At 72.3% G+C, this 16234-nt stretch carries 13 protein-coding genes; 4 read left to right on the top strand and 9 right to left on the bottom strand.

From position 1 onward, the window contains the following. Nucleotides 1-4: 4 nt before the first annotated feature. The gene (locus ACMCNO_RS00420) at nt 5-211 is read right to left on the bottom strand and encodes a hypothetical protein (RefSeq protein WP_412747440.1); all 207 of its coding nucleotides are present in this window, start codon (nt 209-211) and stop codon (nt 5-7) included. A 300-nt stretch (nt 212-511) separates the two neighbouring features. Here ACMCNO_RS00420 and ACMCNO_RS00415 point away from each other — a divergent pair, with 300 nt between their 5' ends. Next, on the top strand, nt 512-2368 hold the full coding sequence (locus ACMCNO_RS00415; protein ID WP_412747439.1) for an acyl-CoA dehydrogenase: 1857 nt from the start codon (nt 512-514) through the stop codon (nt 2366-2368). Nucleotides 2369-2493: 125 nt separating this feature from the next. On the opposite strand, the gene ACMCNO_RS00410 is transcribed toward ACMCNO_RS00415, so the two are convergent. Beyond that, nucleotides 2494-3009, bottom strand: coding sequence for a SixA phosphatase family protein (locus tag ACMCNO_RS00410; RefSeq protein WP_412747438.1), 516 nt, complete (start codon nt 3007-3009; stop codon nt 2494-2496). Between the two features lie 80 nt (nt 3010-3089). Between ACMCNO_RS00410 and ACMCNO_RS00405 the strand changes: the two genes are divergently transcribed. Next, nucleotides 3090-3368 carry a DUF6458 family protein gene (locus tag ACMCNO_RS00405; RefSeq protein WP_412747437.1) on the top strand — a complete coding sequence of 93 codons (279 nt, stop codon included), beginning with the start codon at nt 3090-3092 and terminating at the stop codon, nt 3366-3368. A 16-nt stretch (nt 3369-3384) separates the two neighbouring features. Here the strand turns inward: ACMCNO_RS00405 and trhA are convergent, their stop codons facing one another. Then, nucleotides 3385-4062 carry a PAQR family membrane homeostasis protein TrhA gene (gene trhA / locus ACMCNO_RS00400; RefSeq protein ID WP_412747436.1) on the bottom strand — a complete coding sequence of 226 codons (678 nt, stop codon included), beginning with the start codon at nt 4060-4062 and terminating at the stop codon, nt 3385-3387. 47 nt (nt 4063-4109) lie between these two features. Beyond that, nucleotides 4110-5954, bottom strand: a complete 1845-nt coding sequence (locus tag ACMCNO_RS00395) for an NHL domain-containing thioredoxin family protein (protein ID WP_412747435.1) — start codon at nt 5952-5954, stop codon at nt 4110-4112. 113 nt (nt 5955-6067) lie between these two features. On the opposite strand from ACMCNO_RS00395, the gene ACMCNO_RS00390 reads away from it, so the two are divergent. After that, nucleotides 6068-7174 carry an acyltransferase gene (locus ACMCNO_RS00390; RefSeq protein ID WP_412747434.1) on the top strand — a complete coding sequence of 369 codons (1107 nt, stop codon included), beginning with the start codon at nt 6068-6070 and terminating at the stop codon, nt 7172-7174. Between the two features lie 114 nt (nt 7175-7288). On the opposite strand, the gene ACMCNO_RS00385 is transcribed toward ACMCNO_RS00390, so the two are convergent. From ACMCNO_RS00385 to pdhA, 5 genes are all read right to left on the bottom strand, one after another. Next, complete coding sequence (locus tag ACMCNO_RS00385) at nt 7289-10213, bottom strand: hypothetical protein (protein WP_412747433.1); 2925 nt, start codon at nt 10211-10213, stop codon at nt 7289-7291. Nucleotides 10214-10606: 393 nt separating this feature from the next. Further along, a complete protein-coding gene (locus ACMCNO_RS00380; RefSeq protein ID WP_412744063.1) occupies nt 10607-10747 on the bottom strand; it encodes a hypothetical protein in 141 nt (46 codons plus the stop codon). Nucleotides 10748-10900: 153 nt separating this feature from the next. Next, nucleotides 10901-12364: a dihydrolipoamide acetyltransferase family protein gene (locus ACMCNO_RS00375; RefSeq protein WP_412753566.1), complete on the bottom strand. Its 1464-nt coding sequence runs from the start codon at nt 12362-12364 to the stop codon at nt 10901-10903. 5 nt (nt 12365-12369) lie between these two features. Then, nucleotides 12370-13359, bottom strand: coding sequence for an alpha-ketoacid dehydrogenase subunit beta (locus ACMCNO_RS00370; RefSeq protein ID WP_412753565.1), 990 nt, complete (start codon nt 13357-13359; stop codon nt 12370-12372). Beyond that, on the bottom strand, nt 13356-14495 hold the full coding sequence (gene pdhA, locus ACMCNO_RS00365; RefSeq protein ID WP_412747432.1) for a pyruvate dehydrogenase (acetyl-transferring) E1 component subunit alpha: 1140 nt from the start codon (nt 14493-14495) through the stop codon (nt 13356-13358). Before pdhA ends, ACMCNO_RS00370 begins: the two co-directional genes overlap by 4 nt. 475 nt (nt 14496-14970) lie before the next feature. On the opposite strand from pdhA, the gene ACMCNO_RS00360 reads away from it, so the two are divergent. Next, nucleotides 14971-16233 (top strand): hypothetical protein, encoded by a 1263-nt coding sequence (locus ACMCNO_RS00360; protein WP_412747431.1) that lies wholly within the window; start codon nt 14971-14973, stop codon nt 16231-16233. Nucleotide 16234: the final 1 nt, after the last annotated feature.

Here is a 16234-nt window from a genome sequence, read left to right as displayed (position 1 = left end):
CCGGTCAGGCCGCGTCCGCGGGTGCGTCGTCCTCCGGCGCCTGCGCCGCGGCGCCGTCGGAGTCCGGGTCCCGCCCGGCCGGCCCCGGCACGACCGTGACCTGGGCACGCGCGGTGAACTTCTCGGCCTGGCGGTGCCGGCCCACGTATGCGCGGGGCTGCTGGTTGGCCTGGCGTGGCTCCGGAATCAGACTCTTGATCGTGGCGAACATGGTGACCTCCCCAGGTCGTTCGCCGCCATGTCGGCGGTCGGCGAGCTGTCCCTGCTCTGCGAGGTACGCGTGTGACGCGTACATCGGGAGCAACGAGCCGGGGCGCCCGCCGATACTTCCGGGCGACCCGGCGACCGGCAAATGACCGAAAGACGACTCCGGTTGTACCTGATCGAGGGCGTTTAGTCCGCTTTTTGACGTGCGGCAAAGATCTCACGCGGGTTGTCGATGCCTACCCGCGGGTAATACAGTGTTGGTTACTGACGAGTAACTCGCGTTCGGGAGGCGGGGCCAAGCACCATGACTCACTACAAGAGCAACCTGCGTGACCTTGAGTTCAACCTCTTCGAGGTGTTCGGGGCTGATAAGGCCTTCGGCCAGGCGCCGTTCGACGAGATCGACGCCGAGACCGCGCGCGACGTTCTCGCCGAGGTGAACCGCCTCGCCCGGGAAGACCTCGCGGCCAGCTACGCGGACGCGGACCGCAATCCGCCGAAGTTCGACCCGGTGAACCACACGGCGAACCTGCCGGAGTCGTTCAAGAAGTCCTTCGCGACCTTCATGGCGTCCGAGTTCTGGCGCCTCGACCTGCCCGGCGCGCTCGGCGGCACCCTCGCCCCGCGCTCCCTGTGGTGGGCCATCGCCGAGCAGGTGCTCGGCGCCAACGCGCCGATCTGGATGTACTCCTCCGGCCCGTCCTTCGCGCACGTCGTGCACGTCGAGGGCACCGAGGAGCAGAAGAAGTGGGCCAAGCTGTTCGTCGAGAAGCAGTGGGGCTCGACCATGGTGCTCACCGAGCCCGACGCGGGTTCGGACGTCGGCGCCGGTCGCACCCGGGCCATCCCGCAGCCGGACGGCACGTGGCACATCGAGGGCGTCAAGCGCTTCATCACCTCGGGTGAGCACGACCTGAGCGACAACATCATCCACTACGTACTGGCCCGCCCGGTCGGCGTCGAGGGTGTCGGCGGCCCGGGCACCAAGGGCCTGTCGCTGTTCATCGTGCCGAAGTTCCACTTCGACCCGGAGACCGGTGAGCTGGGCGAGCGCAACGGCGCCTTCGCCACCAACGTCGAGCACAAGATGGGCATCAAGGTCAGCAACACCTGCGAGATGACCTTCGGCGAGCACGGCATCCCGGCCAAGGGCTGGCTGCTGGGCGACGTCCACCAGGGCATCCGCCAGATGTTCATGATCATTGAGTACGCCCGGATGATGGTCGGCACGAAGGCCATCGCGACCCTGTCGACGGGTTACCTCAACGCGCTGGAGTACGCGAAGAACCGCGTCCAGGGCGCCGACCTGCTGCAGAACGCGGAGAAGGACGCCCCGCGCGTCACGATCACCGCCCACCCGGACGTACGCCGCTCGCTGATGCTGCAGAAGGCGTACGCCGAGGGCATGCGCGCCCTGGTGATCTTCACGGGCACGTGGCAGGACAAGGTCGCGATCGCCGAGGCGGCCGGGGACGAGAAGGCCGCCAAGGCCGCCGCCCGGGTCAACGACCTGCTGCTGCCCCTGGTCAAGGGCGTCGGCTCGGAGCGGGCGTACGAGCTGCTCGGCCACGAGTCGCTGCAGACCTTCGGCGGCTCCGGCTTCCTGCAGGACTACCCGCTGGAGCAGTACGTCCGCGACGCCAAGATCGACACCCTCTACGAGGGCACCACGGCGATCCAGAGCCTCGACCTGATCTTCCGCAAGATCGTGAAGGACCAGGGCCGGGCACTGTCCGTCCTCGCCACCGAGATGCAGTCCTTCGTGGAGACCGAGGCCGGCAACGGCCAGCTCAAGGAGGAGCGGGCCGCGCTGGCCAAGGCCCTCGGCGAGCTGCAGGCCATCCTCGGCATCGAGATGGGCTGGCTGCAGGCCGTCCAGGGCGGCGAAGCCCGCGAGCTGTACAAGGTGGGCCTCAGCTCCCGCCGGGTGCTGCTGGCCATCGGCGACGTCGTGATCTCCTGGCTGCTGCTGCGGCAGGCCGAGGTCGCCCTCAAGGCGCTCGGCGGCGAGCTGAGCCCGGCGGACAAGAACTTCTACACCGGCAAGGTGGCCGCCGCCCGGTTCTTCGCCCGGGAGATCCTGCCGCGGGTCGGCGCGGACCGCCGGATCATCGAGAACACCAACCTCGACCTGATGGACCTGCCCGAAGAGGCGTTCTGAGGCTGACCCTCCCCCCTGAGCGACGGGGGCCGGCGGACAAGGGTGTCCGCCGGCCCTCGGCGTTTGTACGGGTCTTGTTGCCCGCGTGGCGTCGGCGTCCTGCGCCGTGGTGTTCTCGCGGGTTGTCAGGCGCGGGCGGTGTGTGTCTGCACCAGGGGTAGCGCCCCCGGCTCGGTCTGCGACCACGCCAGGTCCGCCCGGTGCACCGCCAGCCCGGCGGTCCGCAGGCCCGCGAGGCCGAGCTCGCCGTCCGAGGTGCCCAGCAGCAGGGAGACGTCGGACATCGTCGGGTTGTGACCCACCACGAGCACCGTTGCGGTCCCCTCAGGCACGGTCCGGAGCAGGTCGATGACCTCGGTGCGGCCGCCCGCGTACAGGCCGGGGTCGTAGCGCACCTCGGGCGCGGAGCCGGCCGGGTCGGCCTCGGCCAGCGCCACCGCGACCGCGTGCCAGGTCTGCCGGGTCCGCATGGCGGGTGAGCAGAACACCAGCTCCGGGCGCAGGCCCTCGGCGGCCAGCCAGGCTCCCGCCGCGCCCGCGTCGGCCTGTCCCCGATCGGTGAGTTGCCGCTCGATGTCCGGCAGCTCGCCGGGCGTCTCCGCCTTCGCGTGGCGCAGCAGTACGACGGTGCGTGCGGTCATGCCGACAGCTTGCCTGATTAGCGGTCGATTCACCGGGGTAAACACGCGCGTCGACGTACCGACGAGCCAAGGAGGCCCCCATGGGGATCGGCGGAAGTATCTTTCTCCTGGCATTGGGGGCGATTCTCGCGTTCGCCGTCAATGCCGATATCAGCGGACTCGACCTCAATGTCGTCGGCTGGGTCCTCATGGCGGCGGGCCTGGTCGGGCTGATCGTCACCATCTGGTATTGGAACAGCCGGCGCCGCGCGGTCGTGGTCAACCAGGCCCGCCCCGGCGTGGTGGGCGGCGGAACAGTGACCGAGTACCGGGAGACGCGCCGCGACGACGTGCCGCCGCCCCCGCCGCCCGGCTACTGAACGCGGTGGGCGGCGGTCAGGCGTACAGCGCGAAGTAGATCGCGATGTGGTGCAGGATCGCCGCCACCAGCGTGCAGGCGTGGAAGAACTCGTGGTGGCCGAAGACCGTCGGCCACGGATTGGGCCGGCGCAGGGCGTAGAACACCGCCCCGATGCTGTACGCCGCGCCACCGGCGGCCAGCAGCACCAGCACGGTCACGCCGCCGTGGTGCAGGACGTCCGGCAGGATCGCGACCGCGGCCCAGCCCAGCCCGAGATACAGCGGCGCACCGGCCCACCGGGGTAGATGCGGCCAGATCATCTTCAGGGCGACCCCGCCGAGTGCGCCAGCCCAGATGATGGCGAGCATGACGTCGCGGGTGGCGGGCGGCAGCAGCAGGACGCAGAACGGTGTGTACGTGCCGGCGATGAAGATGAAGATCATCGAGTGGTCCATGCGCCGCATGATCTGGTAGCCGCGGTCGGACCAGACCCGGCGGTGGTACAGGGCGCTGACGCCGAACAGTCCGCACACCGTGAGGCTGTAGAGCAGGCAGCTCAGGAACGGTGCGACGCCGGGACGGCTGGCCGCGATGGAGCACAGCACGATGCCGCACACCAACGCGACGAAGAACGCGTACTGGTGGAGCCGGCCGCGCAGGCGCGGTTTGCCGAGGTCGGCCGGCGTCATCCGGGACGGGGCGGAAGTCGTCACGGCTCTAGGTTACGGCACCGTAGGTTACTGACAGGTAGTGTTTGCGCTCACGACCCGGCCGCTTCGTCCAGGCCCCGCAGGACCAGCGGCAGGCGGGCTGGCGCACCCTCCTCGACAACTACCGGCACCCCCCAGTCTTGCCTGGTCAGATGGCATGCGGCGTGTTCGTTGTCAGAGTCGCACGTGGCGGCCTGGGCAACAACCTGCAACACGCCGGAGGTCACGGCAGGGTTCACCACCAGCCGCCGGGACAGCTCCGTGCCGACACCCTCGCCCGCCAGCAGCAGCTCCGGGGGCGACGCCGACACCTCCAGCCGGGTGGACGGACCGTACGTATCGTCCAGCTTCTGTCCCGGTGCCGGGGTGAAGACGATGTCCAGCGTCACCTCGCCGGGCGCCAGCGGCGACGCGGGGCGCTCCACCCGGTGCCGCTCACCGGCCACCGTCCGCACCGCCCCCGGCGCCAGCCGGGTCAGCCGGTGCGCGGCCGACTCCACCACGAGCACCGAGCCGTCGGAGGTGACCAGCACATCGCTCGGCTCCGCCAGCCCGGCATCCACCGTGGAGACGGTCTGCGCCAGCGGGTCGAACCGGCGCACCGCCCCGTTGTACGTGTCCGCGACCAGCACGGAGCCGTCCGGCAACGCGGCGACACCCAGCGGATGCTGCAACAACGCCCCCTTGGCGGGACCGTCCACGTGCCCGAAGTCGAACAGCCCCTGGCCGACCGCGGTGTGCAGGACCCCGTCCGCGATCCAGCGCAGCGCCGACGTCTCGCTGTCCGCGATCCACAACCGGTCCCCGTCCGCCGCGAGCCCCGACGGCTGCGCCAGCCACACGTCCGGCAGCGGGCCGTCCCGCAGCGCCTCGACCGTGGTGCCCGCGTACACCCCGGTGGTGCCCCGTGCCGGGTCGAACCACCAGAGCTGATGGATGCCGGCCATGGCGATCACGATCCGGCCGTCGTACCAGGCGACGTCCCACGGGGAGGACAGGTCCGCGGCGAGCGCGTCCTGCTCCGGGCCGTCCGGCGCGGCGCGCCACTGGCGGCCCGTTCCGGCCACCGTACGGACCTGCCCCGTCGCCAGGCTCACGCCGCGCAGCAGATGGTTCACCGTGTCCACGACGACGACGTCGTAGCCGGCCCCAGCGGCGACCGGGACGGGCAGCAGGCACATGCCCTGTGGCTCGGAGAAGGTCGCGGCGTCCGCCGGGCCGTCGGCGCGGCCGCGGTCGCCCGTGCCGATCCGGCGCACCACGCTCTCGCCGTCGGCCGCCAGCTCGACCAGCGAATGCCGGGCCGAATCCGAGACCAGCAGGTGCCCGGAGGGCAGTTCGATCGCCTTGCCGGGAAAGCGCAGCGTCGTGTCCGGCGCGGGCGGCGGCACGTACGGGCCGTCGCCGCGGCGCAGCGTGCCCGCGGCCTCATGCTCGGCGATCAGCTCGTCCAGCAGCCGGGACAGCCCCTCGGCGTGGCCCTCCCCGGCCATCGAGGCGACCAGGTAGCCGGCCGGGTCGATCACCGCGAGGGTGGGCCACGCCCGGGCCGCGTACTGCTGCCACATCTCCATGTCGGCGTCGTCCAGGACGGGGTGGCTGACCCCGTACCGTTCGACCGCCGCGGCCAGGGCCTGCGGGTCGCGCTCGTGCTCGAACTTCGGGGAGTGCACGCCGATGACCACGAGCGCGTCGCCGTAGCGCTCCTCCAGCGGGCGCAACTCGTCGAGCACGTGCAGGCAGTTGATGCAGCAGAACGTCCAGAAGTCGAGCACCACGCAGCGTCCCCGCAGCGACTCCAGGCTCAATGCCTCGCCGCCGGTATTCAGCCACGCCCGGCCACGCAGCTCGGGTGCACGTACGCGGGGACCGGGGGTGGAGGGGCGCGCGCTCATGGCGTTCAGTGTGCCAACGGGCGGGATGGGTCACCACGCGGGTCGGACACGCGACAACGGGCCGTGGTGTGGCTCGCCCGGGGTCGGCGGAGCGCGGGTCTACCATCCGGTTGGTGACCGCATCTGCTTTGTCCACCGATGTCGGATCTGCACCGGCGGCCTCGCCCGTTCTCGCCCCCCGCCAGTACGCTCTCGATGTACTGCGGATCGTCGCCATCTGCGGCGTCGTGGGCATCCACGTCGTCGGTCTGTACATGGTGAACAAGCAGGTCCGTGGCAGCGGGAGCTGGTGGATCGCGGTCGGCATCGACGTCGGGGCGGTGTGGACCGTGCCGGTCTTCGTGATGATCAGCGGTGCGCTGGTCCTCGCTCCCACGGCACACCGTGCCGGGCCTGCCGCGTTCTATCGCAAGCGGTTCGCGCGGATCATCCCGGCGTTGATCGCCTGGCATGTGACCTACCTGGTCGTCCGTGTGGTGTTCAGGGGCGAGGAGCTGACGCCGAGCGGTGTCGCCCGGATGGTGATCGACGGCAAGGTCTACACAGCCCTGTACTTCCTGTGGCTCATCGTCGGGCTGTACGCCGTGGCGCCGGTGCTGGCCGCGTTCCTGCACGCCGGTGGTGAGCGGCGCGCGAAGATCATGGCCGGTGTCGCCCTGGGCTGGATCCTGGTGGCCTTCATGATCCCGAACCTGGCCGGAGCGATCGGTCTGAGCCGGCCGGTCAGCCTGGGCGCCTGGAGCATGTGGTGGCCCTTCGTCGGCTTCTTCCTCGCCGGGTGGGCGCTGCGCCGGACCCGGCTGGGCGCCCGCGGCACCGCGGTGGTCGCGCTCGTCGGGCTGGCGACGCTCGCCCTGACGATCTGGTGGTACGGGGCCGGATACCCGCACGCCGCGCTCGGGGTGTTGTTTCCGGTGAGCCACCTCGGTGCGACCACGGCCCTCGCCGCGCTCTGCGTCTTCACGGTGGCGGTGAGCCTGGGCTCGCGGTACGAACCAGGCCCGAGGATGGCGGCACTGCTGGTGCGCCTGTCCGAGGCCTCGTTCGGCGTGTTCCTGGTTCACCTTCTCGTCCTGGCGTTCATCCAGTGGGCCGTGCCCGGCTTTCCGATCGGCAGGTCGTTGTCGGCGACGCTGATCGCCTGGGGGCTGGTCGTGGTGACCTCGTTCGCCATCTCCATCGGCGCGTCGAGAGTTCCCTACCTGCGCACCATCTTCTAGACGCGCGTGCTTCCCGTGGCGGGTGCGGGAAAGCCGCGGCGGCGGGTGGCCCCGCCGCCGCGTGTGTCCGAACGTCCCGTCAGCCGTAACGCCCCGGCTGCGCCGCGCGAGCGGTCAGCCGTTGGGCTTGAGGCAGAGGACCTGCGTCTTGTTGTCCGAGGTGGGATTCAGCACGTACGGCTGGCCCGGGTCGGGGCACTTCTCCTTGGCGTCCACGATGGACACCACCGAATAGGCCCCGCCGTCACCGCAGGCCGCCTTGACCGCGTCATCGCCCGAGCGCTTCACACAGTCGCCCTGGCTGACGCTGATACCGCCGCCGCTGGTGTCGGAGCCGGAGCCGCGCGAGATCAGCCACACGACGCCGAACACGAGTGCCAGCACGATGGTCGCGCCCAGGACCACCAGGACGGTGACCGGCAGCACTCGCACGTGCGGGGTGTCGGGCTTGTCCGGGGTCGGCGCGGCCGTGTCGGCCGAGCCGGGCGCGGCGGTCGCCTCAGACTGCCCGGCAGGACCCGGCCAGGCAGCCGCTCCCTCCGGGCGCGCTGGACCGGACCACTGTGCGGTCGCCTCGGATCCGTTGGCGCCGGACCACTGTGCGGTCGCGTCGGATTCGCTGGCGCCGGACCACTGTGCGGTCGCCTCCGACCCGGTTGCGCCGGGCCATTGTGCGGTCGCGTCGGGGCCTGGCGGGGTCACCGTGGCACGGGTCGCCGGACCTGGGAACACCCCGCCCAGCTGCGGCCGATCCCCGGGGGCGCCCGGCTGCGGCGCGGCCTCCGGCACGGGTGGCGCCGGGTAGCCGTCCACCATGGGCGGACGGGAATGCATCGACGGGAGTGCGGGCTCCGGCACGTACGGCTTGTCCACCGGGTTTCGGCCCGCCATGTCCGTGGTGTCCTCGCTGTAGCGGTCCAGCGAGTTGTTCCGTCCCCGGCCCGCGCCGTCCGTCGCGAACTCCTGGTGAGACCCGCTCGGCTGCTCCGGTGCCGGGGAGGCGGGAGCGAAGGGCGGCGCCACTCGCGCGCTGGCCGCGGCCCGGGCAGGACCGTGGTTGCCGCCGGGCGGTGGGGTCTTCGGACCCAGCGGAGGAAGGTCCTGGGACGGACCGCCGAGCTCATCGGCGGCTTCGCCGCCCCTGCGGCCGGGGAACGGCGTCACCGGCGGCAGGCCCTCGTCGGCGGGTGCGGCGGGGCGACCGTAGACGCGCGCCTGCGGGGGTGCGGCGGGTGGTGGCCCGTCCGCGTCCGGCGCCACCCGGCTGTTGACCGGAACGGAGGCGCTGGCCGACACCGGTCGCCCCGCGCCGGGCGCGGAGCCGGACGGGTCGCTGGGGTCCCGCGGCTGCGGGACGCTGCGGCGTGCCTCGGCGATGAGCGGACCGCCGTTGCCGTGAGCGGCACCCGGCGAGCCCGGCGCGGCGGGTGGCCCGTCCGCGCCGAACGACGCGCCGGGAATGCGCTGGGCGAAGCCACGGGCGGCATCATCGTGGTCCGGACCACCGGATGGTGCGCCCCCGGATGCCGACCCGCCGAACGCCGGGCCAGCCGATGCCGTGCTGCTGGACGCTGGGCTGCCAAACGCCGGGCTGCTGGACGCCGGGCTACCGAAGGCCGGGCTGTTGGACGCCGCGCCACCGAAGGCCGGGCCATGGGATGCCGGGCTCCCGAAGGCCGTGCCATGGGAAGCCGGACCCCCGGAACTGGGACGGCCGGGAGGGGCGGGTGCCGTCGGCGGGGCATCGAACGGCCCCCGACCGTCGACGGGTGGGGCGGTGAACGGCCGAGGCCGATCGAGCGGCGACGGGCCGTCGAGCGGTGTCGACGCCGGCCCGCCAGCCTCCGGGTCGCCCGCGGGACGGCGGGTGCGAATCGGCAGGCCGTTGTCGGCGACTCGCTCGCCCAAAGCATCGGCCGAAGCGGTGGTGCGCGCCGCGAAGCCCCCGCTGTCGCCGAGGAGCGAGGGGGCAGGGGCGTCAGGGAGATCTCCGAGCGTGGCACCAGGGACTCGAGGCTGCTGGTCGCCGAAGGGCGCGGCGCCGGACAGGCCGTCCCGGTCGGCCGGCGATTCGGCGGACCCGCGGGCGCCGGGGAAGGTGCCGCGAACGTCCGGGCCGAACCCGCTGACCTGCGGCGCGCCATTGCGCCCCGATTCGTCCGAGTTCCGGGGTGCGCGAGGCGGCTCGAAGCTCGAACCCCACACCGGTGCCGGTGAACCGGCGGCGGAGGCGGGCGGCGCGAACGGCGACGAGGGCGCCGGACCACGATCGTCGCCGATCATGCCGCGGGTGGGCGAGCCGGGGGCGAACCCCTGGATGTCCCCCACCGGGCGGTCCGGCGGATTTCCGCCCGCGGACGGGCTGCCGAGCGGGCCACCCTCAGCGGACGGGCTGCCGAACGAGGGGCGGCTGTCGAACGGGTCACGGTCTGCGGGCCGGTGCTGGTTCGGCTCCTGCGACGCGGCGAACGGGTTGCGCTCCGGCGCCGGGAAGGGTGCGGCCGGGGGTGGCGGGGCCCACGCCGAGGGTGGCGACTGGTCCGCGGCCGGGCTGCCCGGGAACGCGCCGGGGTCACCGGAGAAGGGACGCCCGCCCGGGACCTCGCCCGCCTGACTGGGCGGGGGCACCGCGGGGACCACGAACGGCGAGCCGCCGTTCGGAGTCGCGTGCGGCGGCGGGGCGTAGACGTTGGGGTCGGCGGGCGGGACCTGCGCCCGGCCAGCGACAGGAGGTACGTGCGCCTGCCCGGCGGCGGGCGGGAGCTGCGCCGATCCGGCGGCAGGCGGAACGACATGCCCAGCGGCGGGCGGAAATGGTGCCTGCCCGGGAGCGGGCGGGAACGGTGCCTGCCCGGGAGCGGGCGGGAACGGTGCCTGCCCGGGAGCGGGCGGGAACGGTTCCTGCCCGGCGGCCGGGCGGCCGGGCGGCGGGTTTCCGTCGGAATCGGGCGGGAACCAGTCGGCGCCGAACTGCTCGGCTGCTCCGCCCGACGTGGCCTCGGCCGGTTGTCTACCGGCGTGCTGCCCCTCGGACGTCATACGCGCCTCCTCCATACCTGTCACCGTGCCGGCCTCGCACACGCACGCGGCCGCCCGGTCCGTCGGACCGGCGACCGGGCCGAACTGCCCCGGCCGGGCCGTGCGGGGTCGCCGGCTCCGGGAAGGAGCGGTGGCCCCGGTCGCCCTCCGGCCGGCCACGCCGGGTAAGGCGACCAGTGCCCCACCGTACCGGGCGGTGCGGGTCGTCGGAATCCCGGTGTACTTCCTTAAGGTGCTCGTAAACCGGCGCTGGTTGCGCGAACCGGCGCCGCGACCTGTGGGTTTGCGATCACCGGCGGTACCGGAAAAGTTGGCCTGTCCCGATGGCGGATGGCGCCGGGGAAAGGCGACGGCCCGCCCGGTTGGACCGGGCGGGCCGTCGTGCTGTCTGGGTCAGATCGGCCGGCGCTGGGCGAAAATCGCGATCTCGTCCCGCATGGCCTGGGTGGGTGCCGAGTGCCAGGCGCGGTCGATGGCGCGCTCCTGACGCTTGGCGATTCGGCGGCTTCGGATGCGGTCCATGGTGCTGCTCACTGTCACTGCCCTCGTCTTTGCTGCTCGTCTTCGTGGCACCACCAGTGTGGCGCACACGAGGACGAGGCGGCAAACGATTATGGGGTGACGGTGCTTACTTCACCTAAGGATCGAAGGCCGGGAAACCCACTTGCCGAATAAACATCGGCGGGTCTATGTCCAGGACAGCAGTGCCCCCTCGGGGTCCGACAGGAACGTGCCGACGTCGCGCAGGAACTTGGAACCCAGTTCGCCGTCGACGATCCGGTGGTCGAAGCTGAGCCCCAGCGTGGTGACCTGACGGATCTTGATCTTGCCCTTGTGCACCCACGGCATCGGGCGGATCGCCCCGAACGCCAGGATCGCCGACTCGCCCGGCGGCAGGATCGGCGTGCCGGTGTCGACACCGAAGACCCCGACGTTCGTGATCGAGAACGTCCCGCCCTGCATGTCCGCCGGTGGGGTTTTGCCCGACTTCGCGGTCTGCACCAGAGCGTTGAGGGCGTCGGCCAGCTCGCGCAGGGTCAGGCGCCCGGCGTCCTTGACGTTCGGCACGATGAGACCCCGCTCGGTGGCCGCGGCGATGCCGAGGTTCACGTACTCCTTGACGACGATCTCGTTCGTCGCGCCGGACCACGTCGAGTTGACCATCGGGTGCCGCCGCAGCGCGACCAGCACCGCCTTCGCCACCAGCAGCAACGGCGAGACCCGCACGTCGCGGAACTCGGGCCGACCCTTGATCTTCTCCAGGGTCTTCATCGCCCGGGTCACGTCGAGCGTGAGGAACTCGGTCACGTGCGGCGCGGTGAACGCCGACGCCACCATGTTCTCCGCGGTCAGCTTGCGGACGCCCTTGATCGGGATGCGCTGCTCACGGGTGCCGTCCCCGGCGGCCACCACCGGAGCCACGGCGATCGGCTCCGCCTCGACGGCCGGGCGGGCCGCTGCCTGCTGGACGTCGTCCCGCGTCACCGAACCAAGCGGTCCGGTGCCGGTGAGCGCGGCGAGATCAATCCCCAGGTCCCGGGCCAGCTTGCGGACCGGCGGCTTGGCCAGCACCGGCCCGGCGCGGTGCGCGACCGGAGCCGGGGAGACCGGAGCGGGCGCGGGTGCCGCAGGTGCTGCCACGGCAGCGGGGGGCACGGGGCTCGCCACGGCGGCGGGTGCCGCGGCCACCGTCTCCGTGCCGGTGACCCGGGGCCGCCGCTTGGCCGCGGTGTTGCGCGGGCCGTACCCGACCAGGATGGCCGTGCGGCCGCCCGGCGCCGGGCCGCCGATGAGGCCCGGCTCCACCGCGCCCTCGGCGGGCGCCACCTCCACCGCCGCCAGCGACGCGGCGGACGGCACGGGGGCGGCCGGAGACTGTACGGGCTCGTCGACCGGGCCCGCTCCCGGTTCGGTGTCGATCGCGATGATCGGCGCGCCGACCTCCACGGTCGTACCGGCCTCGTGGTAGATCTTCGTGACCATGCCGGCCCACTTGGCGGGGATCTCCACCGCCGCCTTGGCGGTCTCGACCTCGACGATCGGCTGGTTCAGCTCGATGGTGTCGCCCACCTTGACCAGCCAGGACAGGATCTCACCCTCGGTGAGGCCCTCGCCCAGGTCGGGCAGGTTGAACTCCTTGATCCGCGACATCCGGGTCACCAGCCGAACGTACGGTCGACGGCGTCCAGCACCCGGTCGAGGTCGGGGAGGTACTCCTCCTCGACGCGCGCGGCCGGGTACGGGATGTCGTAGCCGGACACCCGCAGCACCGGGGCCTCCAGGGAGTAGAAGCACTCCTCGGTGACCCGGGCGGCGATCTCCGCACCGAGGCCGACGTTGCCCGGAGCCTCGTGCACGACCACGCAGCGGCCGGTGCGGCGCACCGACTCGAACACCGGCGCCAGGTCCAGCGGCGAGAGCGTACGCAGGTCGATGACCTCGAGCTCGCGCCCGTCCTCGGCGGCCGCGGTGGCGGCGTCCAGGGCGGTCTTGACCATCGGGCCGTACGCCAGGACGGTCGCGTGCGTGCCGGGGCGGATCAGCCGGGAGGCGTGCAGCGGGTACGCGCCGGACAGCGGGGCGTCCAGCTCGACCGGGCCCTTCTCCCAGTAGCGGCGCTTCGGCTCGAAGAAGATCACCGGGTCGTCGGACGCGATGGCCTGCTGGATCATCACGTACGCGTCGGTCGGGTTGGCGCAGGTCACGACCTTGAGGCCGGGGGTGTGCGCGAAGAGCGCCTCGGGGGACTCGGAGTGGTGCTCCACCGCGCCGATGCCGCCGCCGTACGGAATCCGGATGACGATCGGCACCTTGACCTTGCCCAGCGACCGGTAGTGCATCTTCGCCACCTGGGTGACGATCTGGTCGAACGCCGGGAACACGAAGCCGTCGAACTGGATCTCGCACACCGGCCGGTACCCGCGGATGGCCAGGCCGACCGCGGTGCCGATGATGCCGGACTCGGCCAGCGGGGTGTCGATGACCCGGTCCTCGCCGAAGTCCTTCTGCAGGCCGTCGGTGATCCGGAAGACGCCGCCGAGCTTGCCGACGTCCTCGCCCATGATGACGACCTTGGGGTCGCTCTCCAGGGCGCGGCGCAGGCCGTGGTTGAGGGCCTTGCCCAAGGTGATCGTCTCGGCCATCAGTGGGCACTCCCCTCGAACGATGCCTGGTAGGCGGCGAACTGCTGACGCTGCGCGTCCACCTCGGGCGAGCCGTGGGGGTAGGCGTTGTCGAACATGGTGACCGGCTGCGGGTCGGGCATGGCCAGGACCCGCTCGCGCAGGGACAGGGCGATCTTGGCGGCCGAGTCGTCGACCTCGGCGAAGTACGTGTCGTCCGCGAGTTGCTGCTTGGCCAGGAACGAGCGCAGCCGCAGGATCGGGTCCTTGGCCTGCCAGGCCTCGACCTCGCTGGCGATCCGGTAGCGGGTCGGGTCGTCCGAGCTGGTGTGCGCGCCCATCCGGTACGTGTACGCCTCGATCAGGGTGGGGCCCTGGCCGTTGCGGGCGTGGTCCAGCGCGGCGCGGGTCACCGCGTACGTGGCCAGGACGTCGTTGCCGTCCACCCGGACGCCGGGGAAGCCGTAGCCGGCCGCGCGGCGGTAGAGCGGGATGCGGGTCTGGCGCTCCAGCGGCTCGCTGATCGCGTACTGGTTGTTCTGGCAGAAGAACACCATCGGGGCGTGGAACACGCCCGCCCACACGAATGCCTCGTTGACGTCGCCCTGGCTGGTCGCGCCGTCACCGAAGTAGGCGATCACGGCCTCGCCGTCGGGGGTGCCGGTCTTGCCGTCCATGGTGATGCCCATGGCGTAGCCGGTGGCGTGCAGCGTCTGCGAGCCGATGACGATCGTGTACGTGTTGAACTTGAACTCGTTCGGGTCCCAGCCGCCCTGGTCCACGCCGCGGAACAGGCCGAACGGCATGATCGGGTCGATGCCGCGGCAGTAGAGCACGCCGTGCTCGCGGTACGTGGGGAACGCCATGTCCTGCGGGCGCAGCGCCCGGCCGGAACCGACCTGGGCCGCCTCCTGCCCCAGCAGGCTGGCCCAGATGCCCAGCTCGCCCTGCCGCTGCAGCGCGGTCGCCTCGGCGTCGAGCCGGCGGACCGTGACGAGGTCGGAGTAGAGCTCCCGGTACTCGTCGTCGGTGAAGTCGACCGAGTACGTCACGCCGTCGTCGGTGGTGACGCTGTCGACGCGCTCCCCGTCGGGGGTGAGCAGTTGGACGAACCCACCGGCCGGTGCGTCGGCCCCGGGTTCGCTCGTGCCCTTCGCCATCCGTGTCTCCCTGTTCCAAAATCTGGGCCTGCGGCGGGTGTTGCCCGTCCGCGCGGCTGACCACGCCTCCGGCACCCGCCGGAAGCTGTATCGCCGCGCCTGGCCCGGGTGGGGTTGCCGCGCGGCGTTGTCAGCGGGGCAGGCCCCGCCGGGGAGCGACGGTCCCGCCAGGCGCCCCGCTGGTCGGCGAAGGCGACGGCGGCGGTGCCGTCGCCCCCCATCCTGACAGAGAACGTGAGTGCCACCACAGGTCGGGTCGATCACAGTCGGGAAATCTTCGCGAGCGATAGGCAGAACCCTTTGTCCGGTTAAGCACTTTTCGTGTGGTCACGAACGTACGAACGGCGGAGTTGTGCCGCTGCCGAACCGCGGAACCGTCGTTCACCTCAGCACTGGGACAGATAGCCGGATGCGATTTCGTTGATCTTCCGGCGGCTCCCCGTTCAGAGATCGGGTGCAGAGGAGGGTGCAGGTCGTGCCGGAGCCGGACGACGACGACGGACTCGTGCCGCCCATGAAGGTGCTGCGCAAGCGCCTCAACGGCGTCTACCGCGCCGACGGGCTCACCGCGCCGACCCGGCGCTACATCCTGATCGTCGTGTTGCTGGTGGGGCTCGCCTCGCTGCCCACCCTGGCCGCCATCACCGCCGGCCGCGACTCGATCGGCCGGGGCCGTTCCGGCGCGATGGACGTCCCGTTGCTGCCGCCCGCCTCCTCGGGCCCGGTGCGGCCCGTGCCGGGCGGTGTCCCGCAGGCGACCCCACCGGCCAGCACCGGCACCGGCGCGCAGCCGGGGGACACCCCGCCGTCCGGTGGCGCAGACACCGAACCAGCGCACCCCGGGCCGTCCGGATCGGAGGGTCCGGAATCCGACTTCGAACGGTACGGCCACATCCGGCCCCGGCCGGACCGCACGCCGTCGGAAGCCCCGGAGCCGGGCGGCACGCAATCCTCCGGCGGTGGACGGCCGAACGGCGCGCCGTCGAGTGGTGGCAAGCGCGCCGGATCGCCGTCGGGTGGGGGCACCGGATCACCGTCGGGCGGGGGCAAGCCCGGTGGATCGCCGTCGGGTGGCGGCAAGCCCGGGGGTGTCCCCTCCGGCAAGCCGAGCGGAGGGACACCGGGCGGCGCCCAGAATCCCGGCACCCCAGCACCGGGCGAAGGCGGAAACCCTGGCACACCGGGCGAGGAAGAGAACCCGGGCGCACCCGGGGAGGGAGAGAGCCCCGGCACGCCGACCCCAGGCGAGGGGGAGAACCCGGGAACGCCGACACCGGGCGAGGGGGAGAACCCGGGAACGCCGACACCGGGCGACCCCGACCCCGACGACCCACCAGGCTCAGGTGAGCCTGGGACTCCACCGCCCGGGGACCCCGAACCGCCGGGACACCACCCGCCCGGCGAGCCGGATGATCCGCCCGGACCGGCACCCTGGTGCACCGACGACGGCGAATGCTGGACGCCGCCCGGCCCCGGCGCCACCCCGAACCCGGACCCGTCCGCCGAGACATGGAGGTCAGGCATGGCTGAACGACCGCGCAACCTGCGTTTCGCCACCGCCGCGGCGCGTGCCCACAACAGCCACCGGTTCACCGCGTACGGCGACGAATGCGCGCCGGGCCGCCCGTACTGGGGCAGCCACCGGGCCGGGGACCGGCGGTGGGACGACTACCGCTGGCCCGGCTCCCGGGCGGGGCGGCACCACGCCGACCCCGACGACCCGGCGCCGTGGTGGTGAC

It is taken from the genome of Krasilnikovia sp. M28-CT-15 (genome assembly GCF_047159595.1).
In the GTDB taxonomy this organism is placed as follows: Bacteria; Actinomycetota; Actinomycetes; order Mycobacteriales; family Micromonosporaceae; genus Actinoplanes.
This window is presented reverse-complemented; position numbering and strand designations above follow the sequence as displayed.